Raw genomic sequence first — 18,166 nt, 5'->3', positions numbered from 1 at the left:
TTTTCATGACGACTTTGAATGGCAAGACCGCCCTGGTCACCGGCTCCACCAGTGGCATCGGCCTGGGCATTGCCTTGAGCCTGGCACAGGCAGGGGCCAACTTGATCCTCAACGGCTTCGGCGACGCCAGCGCGGTGATCGCGCAGGTGCAGGCGTTTGGTGGCAAGGTGGGGCATCACCCTGCGGACGTCAGCGACCCGGCGCAGATCGCCGATATGTTCGCCTACGCCGAGCGTGAGTTCGGTGGCGTGGACATCCTGGTCAACAACGCCGGCATTCAGCATGTGGCGGCGGTGGAAGATTTCCCGGCCGAACGCTGGGACTCAATCATCGCGATCAACCTGTCCTCGGTGTTCCACAGCACGCGCCTGAGCCTGCCGGGCATGAAGGCCAAGGGCTGGGGGCGTATCGTTAATATCGCCTCGGTTCACGGCCTGGTCGGTTCGGTGGGCAAGGCAGCCTATGTGGCGGCCAAGCATGGCGTGATCGGTTTGACCAAAGTGGTAGGCCTGGAGACGGCAACCAGCAATGTGACCTGTAATGCGATTTGCCCCGGCTGGGTGCTGACGCCGCTGGTGCAGAAGCAAATTGATGATCGCGTAACCAAAGGTGTGGACCCGCACCAGGCGCAGCATGATTTGCTGGCGGAGAAACAGCCGTCCCTGGAGTTTGTGACGCCGCCGCAGTTGGGTGAGTTGGTGTTGTTTTTGTGCAGCGAGGCCGGTGCCCAGGTACGTGGCGCGGCGTGGAACATTGATGGCGGCTGGCTGGCCCAATAAAAACAGACACTGGCGTTCTAAATTGTGGGAGGGGGCTTGCTCCCGATGGCGGTGGGTCAGTACCACACGGGCTAGCTGGTACTCCGCTATCGGGAGCAAGCCCCCTCCCACAGTAGAATTCTATTGTTTTGAAGACTTGCATAAAAACAATGATGGCGGCTGGCTGTCCCAATAAAAACAGACACTGGCGTTCTAAATTGTGGGAGGGGGCTTGCTCCCGATGGCGGTGGGTCAGTACCGCACGGGCTAGCTGGTACTCCGCTATCGGGAGCAAGCCCCCTCCCACAGTAGAATTCTATTGTTTTGAAGACTTGCATAAAAACAATGATGGCGGCTGGCTGGCCCAATAAAAACAGACACTGGCGTTCTAAATTGTGGGAGGGGGCTTGCTCCCGATGGCGGCGGGTCAGTACCACACGGGCTAGCTGATACTCCGCTATCGGGAGCAAGTCCCCTCCCACAGTAGAATTCTATTGTTTTGAAGACCTGCATAAGAACAAGAGACCTTGCTGATGTCCGAGATCCTCTGGCAACCCTCACCGGAACGCATCCGCCACACGCGGATGGACCAGTTCCGCCGCTTCATCAACGACCGCCACGCCTTGCAACTGGGCGACTACCCCGCCCTGCATCAATGGAGCATCGACCAGCGGCCGGACTTCTGGCAGGCGATCGTCGCCTACTTCGACGTGCAGTTTCGCAGCCCGCCCGGCGCGGTACTGATCGAAGGCGCCGAGATGCCCAGCGCCCAGTGGTTTCCCGGCGCGACCCTGAATTTCGCCGAGCACCTGCTGCGTCGGCGTGACCACCACCCGGCCGTGGTCGCGATCAGCGAAGACGGCCAGCGCGAACAACTCACCTACGCCGAACTGGCCGCCCACGTCGCCGGCCTGCAAAACAGTCTGCGGTCGGCTGGCGTCGGCATCGGTGACCGGGTGGCGGCGTGCATGCCCAACACCTGGCAAACCCTGGTGGGCATGCTCGCCACCACCAGCCTGGGCGCAATCTGGTCGTGCTCCTCGCCGGACTTCGGCACCCAAGGCGTGATCGACCGGTTCGGCCAGATCGAGCCCAAGGTGCTTATTACCTGCGCCGGTTATCGGTACGCCGGAAAACCCATCGACCAAAGCGCCAAACTCAATGAAATCCTCGAACGGCTGCCGTCCCTGGAGCAGTTGATTGTGGTGCCGTACGCGCGGCCCGAGGCGCAGGTCGAGGACTACCGCACCCAGGCGAAGGTTGTGCTGTGGCAGGACTTTTACCAACCCGGTGGCGAGCCTGAGTTTGTCGCGGTGCCCTTCGATCATCCGCTGTACATCCTCTATTCCAGCGGCACCACCGGCGTGCCCAAGTGCATCATCCACAGCACCGGCGGCGTATTGCTTACACACCTCAAGGAACACGGCCTGCATGCCGATCTGTCCCGCGAGGATTGCCTGTTCTACTACACCACCTGCGGCTGGATGATGTGGAACTGGCTGGTCTCGGTACTGGCCATCGGCGCGACGGCTGTACTGTATGACGGCTCGCCCTTTCATCCTGGACCTGAGCGCCTGATCGACTTGATTGATGCCGAAAAGATCAGCGTGTTCGGCACCAGCCCAAAATTCCTCGCCACCCTGGAAAAGGCCGGGCTGCAACCGCGCCTGAGCCACGACCTGGGCAGCCTCAAGGGGCTGATCTCGACCGGGTCGCCGCTGTCACCCCAGAGCTACGACTATGTGTACCGCGAGATCAAGGGCGAGCTGTGTTTATCCTCCATGTCTGGCGGCACCGATATCGTGTCCTGCTTTGTTATCGGCAACCCGGTGTTGCCGGTGCGCCGAGGCGAAATGCAGTGCAAGAGCCTGGCGATGGCCATTGAAGTGTGGGACGACCACGGCCAGCCGTTGGTCGGTGAAAAAGGCGAGCTGGTCTGTACCCGGCACTTCCCGGCCATGCCCATCGGTTTGTGGAATGACCCCGACCAGAAGAAGCTACGCGCCTCGTATTTCAGTCAGTTCCCCGGCGTGTGGGCCCAAGGCGACTACGCTGAGCAACGCCCGAATGGCAGCCTGCTGATTCACGGCCGCTCCGACGCGGTGCTCAACCCCGGCGGCGTGCGCATCGGCACGGCGGAGATCTATCGCCAAGTGGAGAAAGTCCCACAGGTACTGGAAAGCCTGGCCATCGGCCAACGCTGGCAAGACGACGTGCGCGTGGTGCTGTTTGTGCGCCTCGATGAGGGCATCGAGTTGGATGAGGCCCTGCAACAGCAAATCCGCCAAGTGATCCGCGCCAACACCACACCGCGCCATGTGCCGGCCAAAATCCTGGCTGTCAGCGATATCCCTCGTACCATCAGCGGCAAGATTGTCGAATTGGCGGTGCGCAATGTGGTGCATGGCGAGCCGGTCAAGAACACCGACGCCCTGGCCAACCCGCAGGCATTGGAACAGTTCCGCGACCGCCCGGAACTGGCATAAAGATGAAAGGATTCAGCGCTGACGCACTCATTTGAAGACAAACGCCGAATGCATGCTATTTTTCGGGGGTAGTCACCCATTCTCGACTCACGGGATAATGGGTGTTGTCATTTTTCAAAGCGTTACGCTCAGGGCTTTTTATGAAAGGAACATCCACCGGTAGCGACGCCGCTGCATTAATTGCGCGGCTGGACTGGGCACGAAGCCCACTCGGTGAGGCCAATGATTGGCCGCAAAGCCTGCGCACAGCGGTCGATATTGTCGTCCATTCACCGATGCCCATGCTCCTGCTGTGGGGCAGCCAACTCACCCAACTCTACAACGACGGTTTCGCCCTGCTGGCCGGAAACAAACACCCCGAAGCCATGGGCCAACCGGCGCACCAGACGTGGCCAGAGCTGGAAAGCTTTACCGGCCCGGTCTACGACGCCGTGCTCAGCGGCCAGGTGCGCACCTTCAGCGAGCAGCGCTTTGTCCTGCAACGCAATAATCGCGACACGGAAATCTGGCTCGACCTGACCTACAGCCCGATCCGCGATGAAAGCGCCAACGTGGCCGGCATCCTCGTCACTGCCATTGAAACCAACGAGCGCCGCAAGGCCCAGCACAACACCGAGCAACGCTTGCAGCTTGCACTGGCGGCGACCGACGCCGTGGGCACCTGGGATTGGGACATCGGCGAGGATCACTTTATTGCCGACGCCCACTTCGCCTACCTGCACGGTGTCGACCCCGACGACGCGAACCGGCTGCCCATCAGCGATTACCTCCAAGGTGTGCATCCCGAAGACCGGGCCACGGTGGCGCGCAGTATCAAGCACTGCATCACCCACGGCACCGAATACGCCGAGGAATACCGCCTGCAACAAGCCGATGGCCAAGTCCGCTGGGTGTTTGCCCGAGGCCGTTGCTACAAGGATCACCACGGCCGCCCCGCGCGCTTCCTCGGTGCCGCCCTGGACCTGACCGAGCGCAAGCACACCGAGCAGGCCCTGCGCCAAAGCCAGACCGAATTGCAGCTGATCATCAACGCCATGCCGGTGCTGATCGGCTACGTCGACCACGAGCAGCGCTTTCGCCTGAACAACAGCGCCTACCTTGATTGGTACGGCATGACGCCCCAGGAACTGTACGGCAAGAGCATCCGCGAAGTATTAGGCGACGAAGTGTATGCCGGGCGCGAACACCAGATCGCTGCCGCACTCAAGGGCAAGGCGTGCAGCTTCATGACCATCACGCCCCACCGCGACGGGCGTCCCCGCCATGCGCTGATGAAATACTTGCCGCGTTTCAGCAATGACGGCTCGGTCAATGGTTTCTACATCTTTGTGATTGACGAGACCGAACGCAAACTCACCGAAGAAGCCCTGCGTCACCTCAACGATAACCTCGAAGAACGCGTGGCTGAGCGCACCCAGGCCCTGGCCGAGGCCAACCAACGCCTGCAAAACGAGATGTTCGAGCGCGAGCGCGCCGAAGATGCATTGCGCCATGCGCAGAAAATGGAAGCGTTGGGCCAGCTCACCGGCGGCATCGCCCACGATTTCAACAACATGCTCACCGGCATTATCGGCAGCTTGGACCTGATGCAGCGCTATATCGTCGCTGGGCGCAGCGAGGAAATCGGGCGCTTTACCGATGCCGCCGTGTCGTCGGCTCACCGCGCTGCCGCCCTCACTCACCGCCTGTTAGCGTTTTCGCGGCGCCAGTCACTGGACCGTCGCCCCACCGACCCCAATCAGTTAGTAGCGTCCCTGGAGGACCTGTTCCAGCGCACCAAAGGCGCGCATATCACGCTCAAGGTGCAACTGGGTCAAGACATCTGGCCAGTCAACACCGACGCCAGCCAGCTGGAAAACGCCCTGCTCAACCTGGTGATCAACGCCCGCGACGCCATGCCCGACGGCGGCGAATTGTTGATTGAAACCGCCAACAGCTACCTGGACGGCACCGACATAACCACCCTCGAACCGGTCAAGGCCGGCGACTACGTGATGCTCGGTGTGTGCGACAACGGCACCGGCATGGCACCAAAAATCCTCGCCAAAGCATTCGATCCTTTCTTCACCACCAAACCCATCGGCCAGGGCACCGGCCTGGGCCTGTCGATGATTTACGGGTTTGCCCAGCAGTCCGGCGGCCACGTCACGATCCAGAGCGAACCTGGCCAGGGCACCTGCGTGCGCCTGTACCTGCCACGCCTGCATGGCACCGCACTGGAAAGCAACCTGCCCGCCAGCCTCGGCGAAGTGCCGGTGGCACTGGCCGGTGAAGCAGTCGTGGTGGTTGAAGACGACGCGGCGGTGCGCATGCTGGTGGTGAATGTGCTGGATGAATTGGGCTACACCGCGCATCAGGCAGCGGATTCACGCACCGCGTTGCCACTGCTGGAGTCGGATCTGCGCGTGGACCTGCTGGTGACCGACGTCGGCCTGCCGGGCATGAACGGCCGGCAACTGGCGGAGATTGCCCGCCAGCATCGCCCAGGCTTGAAGGTGCTGTTCATGACCGGCTACGCCGAAAAAGCCGCCGAGCGCCAGGGCTTCCTGGAAGATGGGATGGACATGGTGGCCAAGCCGTTTTCCATCGACCTGCTGGCGACTAAAATCCGCAGCATGATCAACGTAGCCGAATGAGTTCAGGCATAATCGCGCGCCGTCGCACACCTGGTAGAGACCAATGAAAGCCCAAGCCCGTCATATCCTGGTGAAAACCAGTGAAGAAGCCGAACAACTCAAGCAGCGCATTGCCAAGGGCGAAGCCTTTGATGTGTTGGCCAAGAAGTACTCCACCTGCCCGTCGGGCAAACGTGGCGGCGATTTGGGTGAAGTGCGGCCGGGGCAGATGGTCGGGGCGATTGATGCGGTGATTTTCAAGAAGCCGGTGAAGGTGGTTCACGGGCCGATCAAGAGCAAGTTTGGGTATCACTTGGTGCAGGTGTTTTACCGCGACTGAGGCTTTGACTTAAGACCGCTATCGGGGGCAAGCCCCCTCCCACAGGGATCGCATTCCTCCAGATGAAATGCGGTCACGTGTGGGCCCGATCCGCCGCGGGCGGCCACTCACTTAATCTCTGGGAATAAGCGCACCCGGTACCTGGATGACCCGGCTCGCCAACCGATGCCCCGCCAACGCAGCCTCCTCCGGCGAATCACCCTTGAGCCGCCCGGCCAGATACGCCGCACTGAACGAATCACCTGCCGCTGTGGTGTCCACCACCTTCTCGACCTTCAACGCCGGCACCGCAAAACGCTCCCGCGCACAGCGGATCAAACACGCATCCGCCCCACGTTTTAGCACCACTTCCTCAATCGCCGGATAGGCCGCAAACACCTGCTCGCTGTCGGCATAGCCAAACAACGCGCGCTCGTCATCCTCGGTGAGCAAGGCGATATCCACCTCGGCCAAGACCTTGCGATAAGCCGCACGCGCCGCCTCGACACTGGCCCACAAACGCGGCCGGTAGTTGTTGTCGAACACCACCGTAGCGCCGCGTCGGCGCGCGTCAACCAGCGCTTGCAGCAAACGCTCGCGCCCAACCTCCCCCAGCACCGCCAGGGTAATGCCGCTGAAATAGACCACGTCATAGGCCGGCAACGCGGCCAGGATGGGCTCGGCGGCCGGCGTGGTGAAACAGTCGCGCACCGCGGCTTCGTTGCGCCAGTAGAGGAATTTACGCTCGCCGTTGGCGTCGGTCTGAATGCAGTACAAGCCCGGCAACCGGCCCGGCAGGCGCTGGACCAAGCCCAGCCCCAGGCCTTCGTCGGTCCATTGCTGGCACATGGCGTCGCTGAAGCTGTCATCGCCCAAGGCGGTGACGTAATCGACGCTGCCGATCGGGCCCAACTCACGGCGCAGGTACACCGCCGTGTTCAGGGTGTCGCCGCCGAAGCTTTGTTGCAGGCTGCCGTCGGCGCGGTGTTGCAGTTCGATCATGCATTCACCGATGAGGGCGATGCGTGGATGGGTGGTCATGGCTGCTGTCTCGGGGGGGGCTGATGGCCTCATCGGGGGCAAGCCCCCTCCCATACTTTGATGTGTGAACACATTTCAAATGTGGGAGGGAGCTTGCCCCCGATAGGAGCGACGCGATCTAGAAGCTGGTATGCAGGGACTCGATCACCTGCAACTGTTCATCCACCAGGCAACCCACCTGCCACTTGTCAAACGTCAGGCAAGGATGGGAAGTGCCAAAGGAAATGATGTCACCAATGCGCAGTTCAACCCCAGGCGCCACGACCATGAACGCATGCTGGTCCATCACGGCCGTGACCTTGCACGCGCTCACATCATCGCCTTGCGCCGGCACAATACCGGCCTTGTAGCGCTTGAGTGGCACCGGCAACCCGGCGTCGTAGGCCACGTCGCGCTTACCGAGGGCGATCACCGCAAAACCGGGCTCAGGCAACGACTGCACATGAGCCCAGACTTCCAGGGCCGGGCGCAGGCCTTCACTGAGGTCGCTGCGGCGGTCGAGCACGCAGCATTGAGCTTCTTTGTAGATGCCATGGTCGTGGGCCACATAACTGCCGGGGCGCAATACGCTGAGGAAGCGGCCGGCGGCGTTCTGCGCTTCAAAGGATTCGGCGATCAGGTCGTACCACGCCGAACCCGACGCTGTGACGATCGGCTTGGCCAAGTCGAAAGAACCGTTGTTCTGCAAGTCCACTGCCAGGCGCACCAGGCTGGCGGCGAAGTCGCGGATGCCGCTGACGGCGTGCTCGCCATGGATCACGCCTTCGTAGCCTTCAATACCGGTGAGTGCCAGGGCCGGCTGGGCCTTGATCGCCTTGGCCAGGTCGCGCACTTCCTGCTCGCTGCGGCAACCGCAACGGCCGCCAACCACGCCGTACTCGATCATCACGTTCAGGCGCAGGCCACGGGCGGCGAAGAACAGGCCCAGGTCGGCGACGTTATCCGGGTGGTCGACCATACAGTGGAAGTCAAAATCCTTGTCCGCCAGCAGGTCGGCGATCAACGCCATGTTCGGCGCGCCCACCAGTTGGTTGGCCATCAACACACGGCGCACACCTCCGGCATAGGCGGCGCGGGTCTGCACGGCGTTGGCCAGGGTAATACCCCAGGCGCCCTGGGCGATCTGACGCTGGAACAGTGCCGGCATCATGCTGGTCTTGCCATGGGGCGCGAGTTCGGCGCCGCTGTTGCTGACAAACTCCTGCATCCAACGGATGTTGTGTTCCAGGGCGTCGCGGTGCAGCACCAGGGCCGGCAGGCTGACGTCTCGGACCAGGTGGGCGCCGACGGCGGCGGCGCCTTTTTCAACGGCGTTGATGGCAGACATGTAAAGCTCCTATTCGTTGATGCGACGCGCCAGGTGATTGGCGCTGTCGATCAACACCCGGCGATAGTCGTTGTAGTTTTTTTGCGCATCGGCCCGAGGGGCGACGATGCACAGGGTCGCAATGCTGATGCCTTGCGCGTCCCGCACCGGGGCGGCAAAGCAATGGGTAAAGGTGTCGGCCACACTGTCGAAGGAAAAGAACCCATCGAGGGTAGCCTGACGGATTTGCGCGAGGAACGTTTCCAGCGGCAGACGCTGGCCGTCCGGCAGGATGAAGTCATCGTGGTCGATCAGGTCGACAATTTGCTGGTCACTCAGGTGCCCAAGCAACAGGCGCCCGGAGGCGGTCCAGGGGATCGGGGCGTTTTCGCCGATGTCCGAAGAAATCCGGAAATGCCGCTCGCCTTCGCGCATCAGCGCCACGGTGTATTTGCGCCCGTTGAGCAGGCACATCTGCGCGGTTTCATGGGTCTGGCTGACGATCTCCTGCAAGGCGTGATCGGCCTCGCGAGTCAGGTCGAAGTGTCGCAGGTGCGCCTGGCCGAGGAAGTACAACTGGCGACCGAGGTAGACGTGACCATCCTTGCCCACGGTTTCCAGAATGCGGCGCTCCAGCAAGGATGCGACCAATTCATAGACGGTGGACTTGGGGCTGCCAATGCCGCTGGCGATATCATTCGGCCGCAGGGGCTGGCCGACTTCCTTGAGGAAATCAAGGATGTCGAATGCACGGTCCAGGCCTTTGGCGCGGCGTTTGATGGTGTCTTCGGTCATGGCAATTTCGGTCCGGTCGAAATGGTAGGGCTGGCGCAGGTCCACTGTGGGAGGGGGCTTGCCCCCGATGGCGGCGTGTCAATCAACACCTCTGTTACTGATACACCGCTATCGGGGGCAAGCCCCCTCCCACATTTGATCTCTGGAGCTTAAGAGTGGGGCAATTTAGCCCTTTTTCTTGTAGGCCACACAATCAATCTCCACCTTGCAATCCACCATCATATTGGCCTGTACACAGGCCCGCGCCGGGGCATGTTCGGGTGTGAAGTATTCGCCGAAGACCTTGTTGAAACTCCAGAAGTCCCGAGGGTCTTCCAGCCATACGCCGACGCGCACCACGTCTTTGAGCTCGTAGCCGGCTTCTTCGAGGATCGCCACCACGTTGCGCATGGTCTGGCGGGTTTGTTCGATGATCCCGCCGGTGATGATTTCGCCGTCCACCGCAGGCACTTGGCCCGAGACGTACAGCCAACCGTCCGCTTCCACCGCGCGGGCGAAGGGACGAGGCTGGCCACCGCCGGCAGTACTGCCGGCTCCGTAACGAGTGATGCTCATAAAACGATGCTCCTGATTAAAAACGAATGTTCTTGAGAAATTCCGCCAGGCGCGGCGATTGAGGCCGCTCGAAGATATCCTTCGACGAGCCCTGCTCTTCAATCCGCCCCTGGTTCATGAATACGATCTTGTCCGAGACTTCATAGGCAAAGCGCATTTCGTGGGTGACCAGCAACATGGTCATGCCCTCTTCCGCCAGGCCTTTGATCACACTGAGCACTTCACCTACCAACTCCGGATCGAGGGCTGAGGTGACTTCGTCGAACAGCATCAAGCTGGGGTTCATCGCAATCGCACGGGCAATCGCGACACGCTGTTGCTGGCCGCCGGACAACTGGCCGGGGAAGTGATTGCGGCGCTCTAAAAGTCCTACGCGGTCCAGCCATTTTTCCGCCAAAGCCACGGCTTCATCCTTGCCCATCTTCTTGACCTTGAGCAGGCCCAGGGTGACGTTCTGCAAGGCGGTCAGGTGCGGAAACAGGTTGAACTGCTGGAACGCCATGCCGGTCATCGCCCGGTGCTGGGCGATGACGCGTTCGGGGTGGCGCACGCGCTTGCCGCCAATGTCGCTGTAGCCGATGGATTCGCCGTCCAGGGTGATCTGGCCGCCCTGGAACTCTTCCAGCAGGTTGACGCAACGCAGCAGCGTGGTCTTGCCCGAGCCGCTGGAACCGATCAAGGTCACTACGTTGCCGCGCTGCATGGACAGGTCGACGCCTTTGAGCACTTCCACATCGCCGTATTGTTTGCGCAGGCCGCGAATGTTCAGCAGCGGCTCGGTTGTTTGAGGTTGGTTCATGGCAAGGCCACCCGCTTTTCAATGTAGCGCCCGAATAACTCGATGGCGTAGTTGATGACAAAGAACATAAACCCGGCGAACAGGTAGAACTCCAGGGTCATGAAGGTACGTGCGATGACTTGCTGGGTACTGAGCAGCAACTCGGCCACGCCGATCACCGAGAGCAAGGTCGAGGCCTTGACGATCTCCGTGGAGGAATTGACCCAGGTCGGCAGGATCTGCCGCAATGCCTGGGGCAACAGCACGTAGGCCAGGGACTGGTAGAACGTAAGGCCAATCGCCTTACCCGCTTCCAGTTGCCCACGGGGAATGGCTTGCAGTGCGCCGCGCACGATTTCCGACACATGGGAACCGCAGAACAGCGTGAGCCCGACGGCACCGGCCTGGAACGCGCTGATCTGCCAGCCGAGCGCCGGCAGCATGTAGAAACACGCCAACACCAACACGAACACCGGTGTACCGCGGATCAAATCCACATACAGGCGAAACGGCGCACGCATCCAGAATTTGCCGTAGGTCAGCACCAGCCCGGCGAAGATGCCGATCAGGGTGCCAAAGATAATCGCCAGCGCCGAGCAGTAGATGCTGGTCTGAAAGCCGGCCCAGAGGGTCTCTCGGGCGACCCACAACTCGTGTAGCCAACTGGGGGATTCGTACATAAAAACCCTCCTTAACGACGGATCGCCAGACGCTGTTCCAGGTAGCGGAGCAACATGGCAATGAGGTAACAGGCAGCCACGTAGAGCGCGGTCGTGACCAGCCAGGTTTCAATCACCCGGTAGCTTTCGACGTTGATCTTGCGGGCGTAATAGGTCAGCTCGGGCACCGCAATCGCAGCGGCGAGCGAGGTGTCCTTGAACAGCGAGATAAAGTTGTTCGAGAGCGCCGGCAGCACATTGCGCAACATCACCGGCACGGTGATATACGCACGGATACGCCACTCGCCGAGGCCAATCGCCAATCCGGCTTCACGCAGCCCCTTGGGAATATTCAACAGACCGGCGCGGAACACTTCGGTCAGGTAGGCACCGGCGTACAACGACAGCGTGATGATGAACGAGGGGATCTTGTCCAGCCGGATACCCAGGCTGGGCAAGGCGAAGTAGATCAACAGGATCAGCACCAGGATCGGCGTGTTGCGAATCACTGTCACATACACCGAGGCGAAGATGCGCAGCGCACGATGTTTGGACAGCATGGCAAACGCCATCAACAGGCCGATCACGCAGCCGATGGCGATCGACAGCAATGCCAGTTGCAGGCCAAGACCGAGCCCCGCCAGCAAGGTGTCGAAATCGCGCCACACGGCGGCAAAGTTCAACTGATAGTTCATGGTCGACAGTACCTAGTTGGGGCGCCTTGGCAGGCACCCCGGTTGTTCCGGATCACTTGAATTCAACAGGGAAACCAATCGCCGGTTCTGGCAGGTCGACACCGAACCACTGCTTGAACGAGGCTTTGTAGGTTGGGAATTCCACACCGGTCATGGCTTCATGCAGGGCAGTGTTGACGAAGTTCAGCCAGTCCTGATCACCACGTTTGACCGCGCACGCGTAGGTTTGCGGGCTCCAGGCGTAAGCCGGGCTGCGGTAGCGGCCGGGGTTCTGCACCATCAGGTATTTGACCGAGGATTGGTCGGTGGCGGCGGCATCGGCGCGACCGGAATTCACGGCCTGGTACATCAGGTCGACGCTGTCGTACTGGTCGACCTTGGCCTTGGGCAGCGCCTGGTGCACCAGTTCTTCGGCATACACGTTTTGCAGCACGGCCACGGTGACGCCATCGCCCGCCGCCTGCAGGTCTTCAATCTCTTTGTACTTGCTGTTGTTCGGCAGCAACAGGCCCACGCCTTCGCGGTAATAAGGCAGGGTGAACGCCACCTGCTGTGCACGGCTGGCGGTGACGGTGATGAACTGGCAGCTCATGTCGACTTTGTCCGTCAGCAGGTTGGGAATGCGCGCGTCAGACGACTGCACCACAAACTCGACCTTGCTCGGATCGTTGAACAAACCTTTGGCCACGATGCGGCCGATGTCGATATCAAACCCCTGCAACTTGCCATCCGCTCCCTGGAAGTGCCACGGCGCATTGGTACTGCCTGTACCCACGATCAAATGCCCACGTTTGAGCACGTTATCGAGCTTGCTGTCCGCCGCCTGCACAACGCCTGCGAGGGAAGCCGATGCGGCGAAGAGAAAAACACACGCTTTGAACACGGAAGGTCGGTGATGCATGACAAGCACTCCAGAAGTTGTGTATTCCGCTATACCGGAACTTAGTATGTAACAACGGAATAGACAGCAGAAAGTGTGCCATACGCGCTTAGCGAAAACTACGGCCTGGGTAAAGTCCTTGGTAATCAGATAGATAACGCGAGGCGTAAGATGCGGCGTTGCGCCAGCATCCGGATTCAGATTGCTACCCAAGGCCTCACAGGGGATCACAGCGCCATTGGCGTGCGTCACCGCCCCGTTACCGCGCACCCCGACGGTGCGCCCGCCCCATGGAAAAATCCCTGTGCTGGGCTAGCCTTTGGCACACACCCAACGACAAGGACTGCATTGCGATGAAGCTCAGTCTCACCCTGGTACTGCTTTCGTTTCTGGCCGCCGGCAGCGCGTCGGCCAACAACGACCGCCGCGAATGCAAAGAAGAATTGCGCAAGCTCAAAGAAGCCTTCGACATCAATTACAGCAGCCAAAACCACCACGGCTATCGCCGCGCCAAAGCGTCCAGTGACAATGAGGAATACCGCAAGTGCGCGAACCAGGCACGCAAGGCCCGCGAACGCCTGGAGCGTGACGCGGACCTGTGAAGGTTGACAGTAGACGACGATGACCCTCGAGCTTAGCGTTGGCAGAAACCCGCGCCGCTCGTAAGGAGATCATCATGGGGGTTGCCACCGCGACCATTGCAAATGCCGAGGATTACCAGCGCGTACTGAGCACGTCGCGGCCGGTATTCCTGCTGTTTGTCTCAGATCACTGCCCGGGCTGCGCGATCTCCGGGCCGCTGTTCCAGAGGATTGCCCGCAAGTACCGCTCAGTGGTGAGCCTGGTACTTTATTGCGCGAAAACCCCGAGGCACCCGAAGGTTACGGGTACCCCAACGCTGCTGATTTATCTCAACGGCACACTGATGCAGACGTTCAGAGGGTTCGGCCCCGAGGACGAACAAGTGCAGACGATCGAAAACGCATTCATGCTCTATGCCCCCCACAAGCGCGCAAAACCACCTGCGTCACCCGCCGCTCCTCGACCGCAGCCACCGTCAAGCGCCAGCCCTCATGCTCCAGGCTATCGCCCACCACGGGCAGGCGGTCGAGCAGGCTCATCACCAACCCGGCCAGAGTCTGGTAATCCTCCGTCGCGACAACCTTGAAGCCGGTACGCTGACGAATCTGGGTCAGGTTCAAGGCGCCATTGGCACGGAAGCCATCGCCCTCTTCGACAATATCCGGCCCTTCGATCTCACTGGCATCCGGCAATTCACCGGCGATGGACTCGAGAATGTCGGTCATGCTCAACACGCCCATGAAGTCGCCGAATTCGTTGATCACAAAGGCGATGTGGGTCGATTCCTGACGCATCTGTTCCAGGGCGTTGAGGATCGAAAAACTCTCCAGCAGGTTGATCGCTCGACGCGCCAGGTGCTCCAGGTTCGGCTCGTTGCCGGCCAGGTATTCCTTGAGCAGTTCCTTTTTATGCACGAAGCCCAACGGCTCATCTACCACGCCGTTGCGGATCAACGGCAGGCGAGAGTAGGACGAATGCATCAATTTCAGGCGAATCGTGTCGGCATCGTCCGCCAGGTCGATAAAGTCGACCTTGGCCCGCGGCGTCATCAAGGTACGAATCGGCCGCTCGGCCAGTTGCAGCACGCCACTGATCATCACGCGTTCACGTCGATCAAACAGCGGGCCCTGATTGGCATCTGTCTCGCCCAGCAAGTCGGCCACGTCTTCGCCCACCTCTTCTACCGCCAGGCTGCGACCGCCGAGCAAGCGCATCACCGCATGGGCAGTACGCTCGCGCACCGGCAACACGCCCTGCGCCGATTTCTTGCGACGGGCGCGGGCAATCTGGTTGAACACTTCGATCAGGATCGAGAAGCCAATGGCTGCGTACAGGTAACCCTTCGGAATATGGAAACCCAGGCCTTCGGCGGTCAGCGCAAAACCAATCATCATCAGGAAGCCCAGGCACAGCATGATCACTGTGGGGTGGGCGTTCACGAAGCGCGTCAGCGGCTTGCTCGCCACGATCATCAGGCCGATGGAAATGATCACCGCGATCATCATCACCGCCAGCTCATCCACCATGCCCACGGCGGTAATCACCGCATCCAGGGAGAACACCGCATCAAGCACCACGATCTGCGCCACGATCGGCCAGAACATCGCATACGCCACGTTGCCCGTGCGCTGAGCCACATGCCCTTCAAGGCGCTCGTGCAATTCCATGGTGGCCTTGAACAGCAGGAATACACCACCGAACAGCATGATCAGGTCACGACCGGAGAAACTCTTGTCGAACACCTCGAACAGCGGCTGGGTGAGGGTCACCAACCACGAAATACTCGCCAGCAGGCCAAGGCGCATCAGCAATGCCAGGGATAAACCGATCAACCGCGCACGGTCACGCTGCTCCGGTGGCAACTTGTCCGCCAGGATCGCGATAAACACCAGGTTGTCGATACCCAGCACCAGTTCCAGCACAATCAAGGTCAACAGGCCGAGCCAGGCCGTTGGATCCGCTAACCATTCCATTTATATAAATCTCTATCTAGGTTTCAGAATGCCGGACACGGCAAAGCGCGGTCAGTGGACCGGAACAAGGTTAGCAGTCGGAATACGGGATGTTTCAGCGGGAACGGCAGCAGCGGATGTCTTGGGGAAAGACGACTGGGGGGCTCCGAGAGGGTGTTCATGCAAATCCTGAAATAACAAAAGGACTTGAATCCTACAGGCGAAAAGCAAATTTCCCACAACGCAAAACTATTACAAAACCTGTCTTTGAAACCCATGCCCCTGTGGGAGGTGGCTTGCTCCCTCCCACAGGGGACCCCATGCATTCTGAAGGTCGGGTTACCAGAACCGCTGCTGGGTCAACCGGCTCCACCAGGTCAGCAGCACTCGGTCCACCGAACCGCTGGCCGCCAGGCCCACGCGCTCTTGCAGGCTTTTGCGCTCGGCATAGTGCAGGTGGAACACCTCGGCGGTCTTGGCCTTGGTGGCCAGGTATTCGTCGCTGGTTTGCAGCTCGTCGACCAACTGTTTGTCGAGAGCTGCAACGCCGAGCCAGACTTCACCCGTGGCCACGTCATCAATCGCCAACTGCGGGCGATACCGCGACACGAAGTTCTTGAACAGTTGATGAGTGATATCCAGGTCTTCCTGAAACTTCTCGCGGCCCTTTTCGGTGTTTTCGCCAAACACGGTGAGGGTGCGTTTGTATTCGCCGGCGGTCAGCACTTCAAAGTCGATATCGTGTTTTTTGAGCAGGCGATTGACGTTGGGCAACTGCGCCACTACGCCGATGGAGCCCAGGATGGCAAACGGCGCGCTGATGATCTTCTCGCCGATGCACGCCATCATGTAACCGCCGCTGGCCGCGACCTTGTCGATGCACACGGTCAATGGCACGCCCGCCTGGCGGATACGCGCCAATTGTGACGAGGCCAAGCCGTAGCTGTGCACCATGCCACCACCACTTTCCAGACGCAGCACCACTTCGTCCTTGGGCGTGGCCAAGCTCAGCAATGCGGTGATTTCATGGCGCAGGCTCTCGGTCGCCGAGGCCTTGATGTCACCGTCGAAATCCAGCACGAACACCCGTGGCTTGGCCTCGGGTTTTTTCTTACTGTTCTTCTTTTCAGTTTTGCTTTCGGACTTGCGCAGCGCTTTGAGCTGGTCCTTGTCGAGCAGGCTCGACTCCAGGCGCTCGCGCAGGCCCTTGTAGAAATCATTGAGCTTGCTGACCTGCAGTTGGCCGGCGGATTTGCGACGACCTTTACTGCGCAGTGCGGCGAAGCTGATCAGTACCACCAGAATAGCGACCACCAGGGTGACAGTCTTCGCCAGGAAGCTGGCATATTCGGCCAAAAAATCCATGTGACTCCTTACAAGTGCATTTACAAGAGCAGTGCGCCAGGCGCGGATTGCCCAAGCATACCGATGGCACCGCATTCGGGCCAGTGATCAAACCGTCGGCAGCCAAGGCCTCTAAGGAGCTTTTAAAACAAGCGTATGTTTTTTCATTGACAGCTCCCTGGCATCCCCATAACCTCGCCAGACTTTCAACGTACCGGGAAAACGGACGTGGGCAGCATCTATCTGATTCGACATGGCCAGGCCTCCTTCGGTGCAGACGACTATGACGTCCTGTCGCCCGTTGGTGTGGAGCAGGCACAAGTGCTCGGTCGCCACCTGGCGGACATGGGCATCGTGTTCGACCGCTGCGTGGCCGGCGACCTGCGCCGCCAGCAGCACACCGCCACGGCTGCCTTCGATCAATACCGCGCCCTTGGCCTGCCGGTTCCGGCCTTGGAAACCGACAGCGCCTTCAACGAATTCGATGCTGAAGCGATCATCCGCGCCCTGCTCCCCGACCTGCTCACCACCGAACCCGACGCCCTGGACATCCTGCGCAATGCCGCGCAGAACCGCAGCGAATTCCAACGCATCTTCGCCCTGATCATTGAACGCTGGTTGGCCGGCACTTATGACACGCCGGGACTGGAAAGCTGGCTGGGGTTTGTCGAGCGCGTTCAGGGTGGCTTGCAACGCATTCTCGATGCCGCAGACAACACACAGAAAATCGCCGTGTTCACCTCCGGCGGCACCATCACTGCCCTGCTCCACCTGATTACCCGAATGCCTGCTACACAGGCTTTCGAACTGAACTGGCAAATTGTTAACACCTCGCTCAACCAGCTGAAATTCCGCGGTCGCGAGGTGGCACTGGCTTCCTTCAACAGTCATAGCCACTTGCAACTGTTGAAGGCGCCGCAACTCATCACCTTCCGATGAAGTGCGGCCAACCGTGACCCCAAGGTCACTGGACTCCACCCAAAAGGATCGAAACCATGACTGACGTAGCCAAAGCTGTAGAAGCAATGAAAGCCAAATTCAACCCAAGCGCTGCCGACGGCTTGGACCTGGTATTCGGTTTCCGTATCGATGACACCAAGAACTTTTCCCTGGTCGTCAAAGACAAAACCTGCGAACTGCATGAAGGTGAAAACCCGGACGCACAAGTGACCCTGGTCATGGACAGCGCGACCCTGGAAGGCATCGTCGACGGTTCGACTGACGGCATGCAGGCCTTCATGGGCGGCAAACTGCGCACTGAAGGCGACATGATGCTCGCGATGAAACTGAGTGAGCTGTTCCCTTCCTGATTCACAGGCAAGCTTGCATATCGATCCCGCCTCTCCAGGCGGGATTTTTTTTGCCAACTAACCTGGGTTCAATCAAGGTCCGAGGCCGCAA

General features: G+C 60.2%; 17 protein-coding genes and 1 pseudogene. 8 read left to right on the top strand and 10 right to left on the bottom strand.

Annotated elements, in window-relative coordinates; all coding sequences use genetic code 11:
* Nucleotides 1–5 precede the first annotated feature (5 nt).
* From ACKZ62_RS12360 to ACKZ62_RS12345, 4 genes are all read left to right on the top strand, one after another.
* The gene (locus ACKZ62_RS12360) at nt 6–779 is read left to right on the top strand and encodes a 3-hydroxybutyrate dehydrogenase (protein ID WP_447096744.1); all 774 of its coding nucleotides are present in this window, start codon (nt 6–8) and stop codon (nt 777–779) included.
* A gap of 512 nt (nt 780–1,291) precedes the next feature.
* Complete coding sequence (locus ACKZ62_RS12355) at nt 1,292–3,244, top strand: acetoacetate--CoA ligase (RefSeq protein WP_181643344.1); 1,953 nt, start codon at nt 1,292–1,294, stop codon at nt 3,242–3,244.
* Nucleotides 3,245–3,384: 140 nt separating this feature from the next.
* The gene (locus ACKZ62_RS12350) at nt 3,385–5,880 is read left to right on the top strand and encodes a PAS domain-containing protein (RefSeq protein WP_032886541.1); all 2,496 of its coding nucleotides are present in this window, start codon (nt 3,385–3,387) and stop codon (nt 5,878–5,880) included.
* Nucleotides 5,881–5,923: 43 nt separating this feature from the next.
* Nucleotides 5,924–6,199 carry a peptidylprolyl isomerase gene (locus ACKZ62_RS12345; protein WP_003174397.1) on the top strand — a complete coding sequence of 92 codons (276 nt, stop codon included), beginning with the start codon at nt 5,924–5,926 and terminating at the stop codon, nt 6,197–6,199.
* A 111-nt stretch (nt 6,200–6,310) separates the two neighbouring features.
* On the opposite strand, the gene ACKZ62_RS12340 is transcribed toward ACKZ62_RS12345, so the two are convergent.
* The 8 genes from ACKZ62_RS12340 to ACKZ62_RS12305 all read right to left on the bottom strand — a co-directional run bounded on the left by ACKZ62_RS12340 (nt 6,311) and on the right by ACKZ62_RS12305 (nt 12,908).
* Nucleotides 6,311–7,219, bottom strand: a complete 909-nt coding sequence (locus ACKZ62_RS12340; RefSeq protein WP_122680722.1) for a sugar kinase — start codon at nt 7,217–7,219, stop codon at nt 6,311–6,313.
* Nucleotides 7,220–7,337: 118 nt separating this feature from the next.
* Nucleotides 7,338–8,546 (bottom strand): amino acid deaminase, encoded by a 1,209-nt coding sequence (locus tag ACKZ62_RS12335; RefSeq protein ID WP_032886545.1) that lies wholly within the window; start codon nt 8,544–8,546, stop codon nt 7,338–7,340.
* A gap of 9 nt (nt 8,547–8,555) precedes the next feature.
* Nucleotides 8,556–9,320 carry an IclR family transcriptional regulator gene (locus ACKZ62_RS12330; protein WP_032886547.1) on the bottom strand — a complete coding sequence of 255 codons (765 nt, stop codon included), beginning with the start codon at nt 9,318–9,320 and terminating at the stop codon, nt 8,556–8,558.
* Between the two features lie 165 nt (nt 9,321–9,485).
* A complete protein-coding gene (locus ACKZ62_RS12325) occupies nt 9,486–9,875 on the bottom strand; it encodes a RidA family protein (RefSeq protein WP_010210958.1) in 390 nt (129 codons plus the stop codon).
* A gap of 16 nt (nt 9,876–9,891) precedes the next feature.
* Entirely contained in the window at nt 9,892–10,674 is a 783-nt protein-coding gene (locus tag ACKZ62_RS12320; RefSeq protein WP_032886550.1) for an amino acid ABC transporter ATP-binding protein, read from the bottom strand.
* A complete protein-coding gene (locus ACKZ62_RS12315; RefSeq protein ID WP_095184540.1) occupies nt 10,671–11,333 on the bottom strand; it encodes an amino acid ABC transporter permease in 663 nt (220 codons plus the stop codon). The genes ACKZ62_RS12320 and ACKZ62_RS12315 overlap by 4 nt, the downstream gene beginning before the upstream one ends.
* 11 nt (nt 11,334–11,344) lie before the next feature.
* Nucleotides 11,345–12,007, bottom strand: a complete 663-nt coding sequence (locus tag ACKZ62_RS12310; protein WP_065878346.1) for an amino acid ABC transporter permease — start codon at nt 12,005–12,007, stop codon at nt 11,345–11,347.
* 52 nt (nt 12,008–12,059) lie between these two features.
* Nucleotides 12,060–12,908 (bottom strand): transporter substrate-binding protein, encoded by an 849-nt coding sequence (locus tag ACKZ62_RS12305; protein ID WP_032886556.1) that lies wholly within the window; start codon nt 12,906–12,908, stop codon nt 12,060–12,062.
* 332 nt (nt 12,909–13,240) lie between these two features.
* Here ACKZ62_RS12305 and ACKZ62_RS12300 point away from each other — a divergent pair, with 332 nt between their 5' ends.
* Nucleotides 13,241–13,489: a hypothetical protein gene (locus ACKZ62_RS12300; protein WP_032886558.1), complete on the top strand. Its 249-nt coding sequence runs from the start codon at nt 13,241–13,243 to the stop codon at nt 13,487–13,489.
* A 74-nt stretch (nt 13,490–13,563) separates the two neighbouring features.
* Nucleotides 13,564–13,854, top strand: a pseudogene (locus tag ACKZ62_RS12295) (thioredoxin family protein); the annotation flags it as partial.
* A 19-nt stretch (nt 13,855–13,873) separates the two neighbouring features.
* On the opposite strand, the gene ACKZ62_RS12290 reads toward ACKZ62_RS12295, so the two are convergent.
* Nucleotides 13,874–15,442 carry a TerC family protein gene (locus tag ACKZ62_RS12290; RefSeq protein ID WP_032886560.1) on the bottom strand — a complete coding sequence of 523 codons (1,569 nt, stop codon included), beginning with the start codon at nt 15,440–15,442 and terminating at the stop codon, nt 13,874–13,876.
* A 318-nt stretch (nt 15,443–15,760) separates the two neighbouring features.
* Entirely contained in the window at nt 15,761–16,786 is a 1,026-nt protein-coding gene (gene sohB, locus ACKZ62_RS12285) for a protease SohB (protein ID WP_017135929.1), read from the bottom strand.
* A 207-nt stretch (nt 16,787–16,993) separates the two neighbouring features.
* Between sohB and ACKZ62_RS12280 the strand changes: the two genes are divergently transcribed.
* Nucleotides 16,994–17,704 (top strand): histidine phosphatase family protein, encoded by a 711-nt coding sequence (locus tag ACKZ62_RS12280; RefSeq protein WP_447096743.1) that lies wholly within the window; start codon nt 16,994–16,996, stop codon nt 17,702–17,704.
* A 56-nt stretch (nt 17,705–17,760) separates the two neighbouring features.
* Entirely contained in the window at nt 17,761–18,075 is a 315-nt protein-coding gene (locus ACKZ62_RS12275; RefSeq protein ID WP_032886566.1) for an SCP2 sterol-binding domain-containing protein, read from the top strand.
* Nucleotides 18,076–18,166: the final 91 nt, after the last annotated feature.

The sequence above is a fragment of the Pseudomonas sivasensis genome, from assembly GCF_052938085.1.
This window is presented reverse-complemented; position numbering and strand designations above follow the sequence as displayed.

Bases quoted from the DNA above. Each gene is read 5' to 3' on its own strand.
- ACKZ62_RS12360 (WP_447096744.1), top strand. From the start codon at position 6: ATGACGACTTTGAATGGCAAGACCGCCCTGGTCACCGGCTCCACCAGT.
- ACKZ62_RS12355 (WP_181643344.1), top strand. From the start codon at position 1,292: ATGTCCGAGATCCTCTGGCAACCCTCACCGGAACGCATCCGCCACACG.
- ACKZ62_RS12350 (WP_032886541.1), top strand. From the start codon at position 3,385: ATGAAAGGAACATCCACCGGTAGCGACGCCGCTGCATTAATTGCGCGG.
- ACKZ62_RS12345 (WP_003174397.1), top strand. From the start codon at position 5,924: ATGAAAGCCCAAGCCCGTCATATCCTGGTGAAAACCAGTGAAGAAGCC.
- ACKZ62_RS12340 (WP_122680722.1), bottom strand. From the start codon at position 7,219: ATGACCACCCATCCACGCATCGCCCTCATCGGTGAATGCATGATCGAA.
- ACKZ62_RS12335 (WP_032886545.1), bottom strand. From the start codon at position 8,546: ATGTCTGCCATCAACGCCGTTGAAAAAGGCGCCGCCGCCGTCGGCGCC.
- ACKZ62_RS12330 (WP_032886547.1), bottom strand. From the start codon at position 9,320: ATGACCGAAGACACCATCAAACGCCGCGCCAAAGGCCTGGACCGTGCA.
- ACKZ62_RS12325 (WP_010210958.1), bottom strand. From the start codon at position 9,875: ATGAGCATCACTCGTTACGGAGCCGGCAGTACTGCCGGCGGTGGCCAG.
- ACKZ62_RS12320 (WP_032886550.1), bottom strand. From the start codon at position 10,674: ATGAACCAACCTCAAACAACCGAGCCGCTGCTGAACATTCGCGGCCTG.
- ACKZ62_RS12315 (WP_095184540.1), bottom strand. From the start codon at position 11,333: ATGTACGAATCCCCCAGTTGGCTACACGAGTTGTGGGTCGCCCGAGAG.
- ACKZ62_RS12310 (WP_065878346.1), bottom strand. From the start codon at position 12,007: ATGAACTATCAGTTGAACTTTGCCGCCGTGTGGCGCGATTTCGACACC.
- ACKZ62_RS12305 (WP_032886556.1), bottom strand. From the start codon at position 12,908: ATGCATCACCGACCTTCCGTGTTCAAAGCGTGTGTTTTTCTCTTCGCC.
- ACKZ62_RS12300 (WP_032886558.1), top strand. From the start codon at position 13,241: ATGAAGCTCAGTCTCACCCTGGTACTGCTTTCGTTTCTGGCCGCCGGC.
- ACKZ62_RS12290 (WP_032886560.1), bottom strand. From the start codon at position 15,442: ATGGAATGGTTAGCGGATCCAACGGCCTGGCTCGGCCTGTTGACCTTG.
- sohB (WP_017135929.1), bottom strand. From the start codon at position 16,786: ATGGATTTTTTGGCCGAATATGCCAGCTTCCTGGCGAAGACTGTCACC.
- ACKZ62_RS12275 (WP_032886566.1), top strand. From the start codon at position 17,761: ATGACTGACGTAGCCAAAGCTGTAGAAGCAATGAAAGCCAAATTCAAC.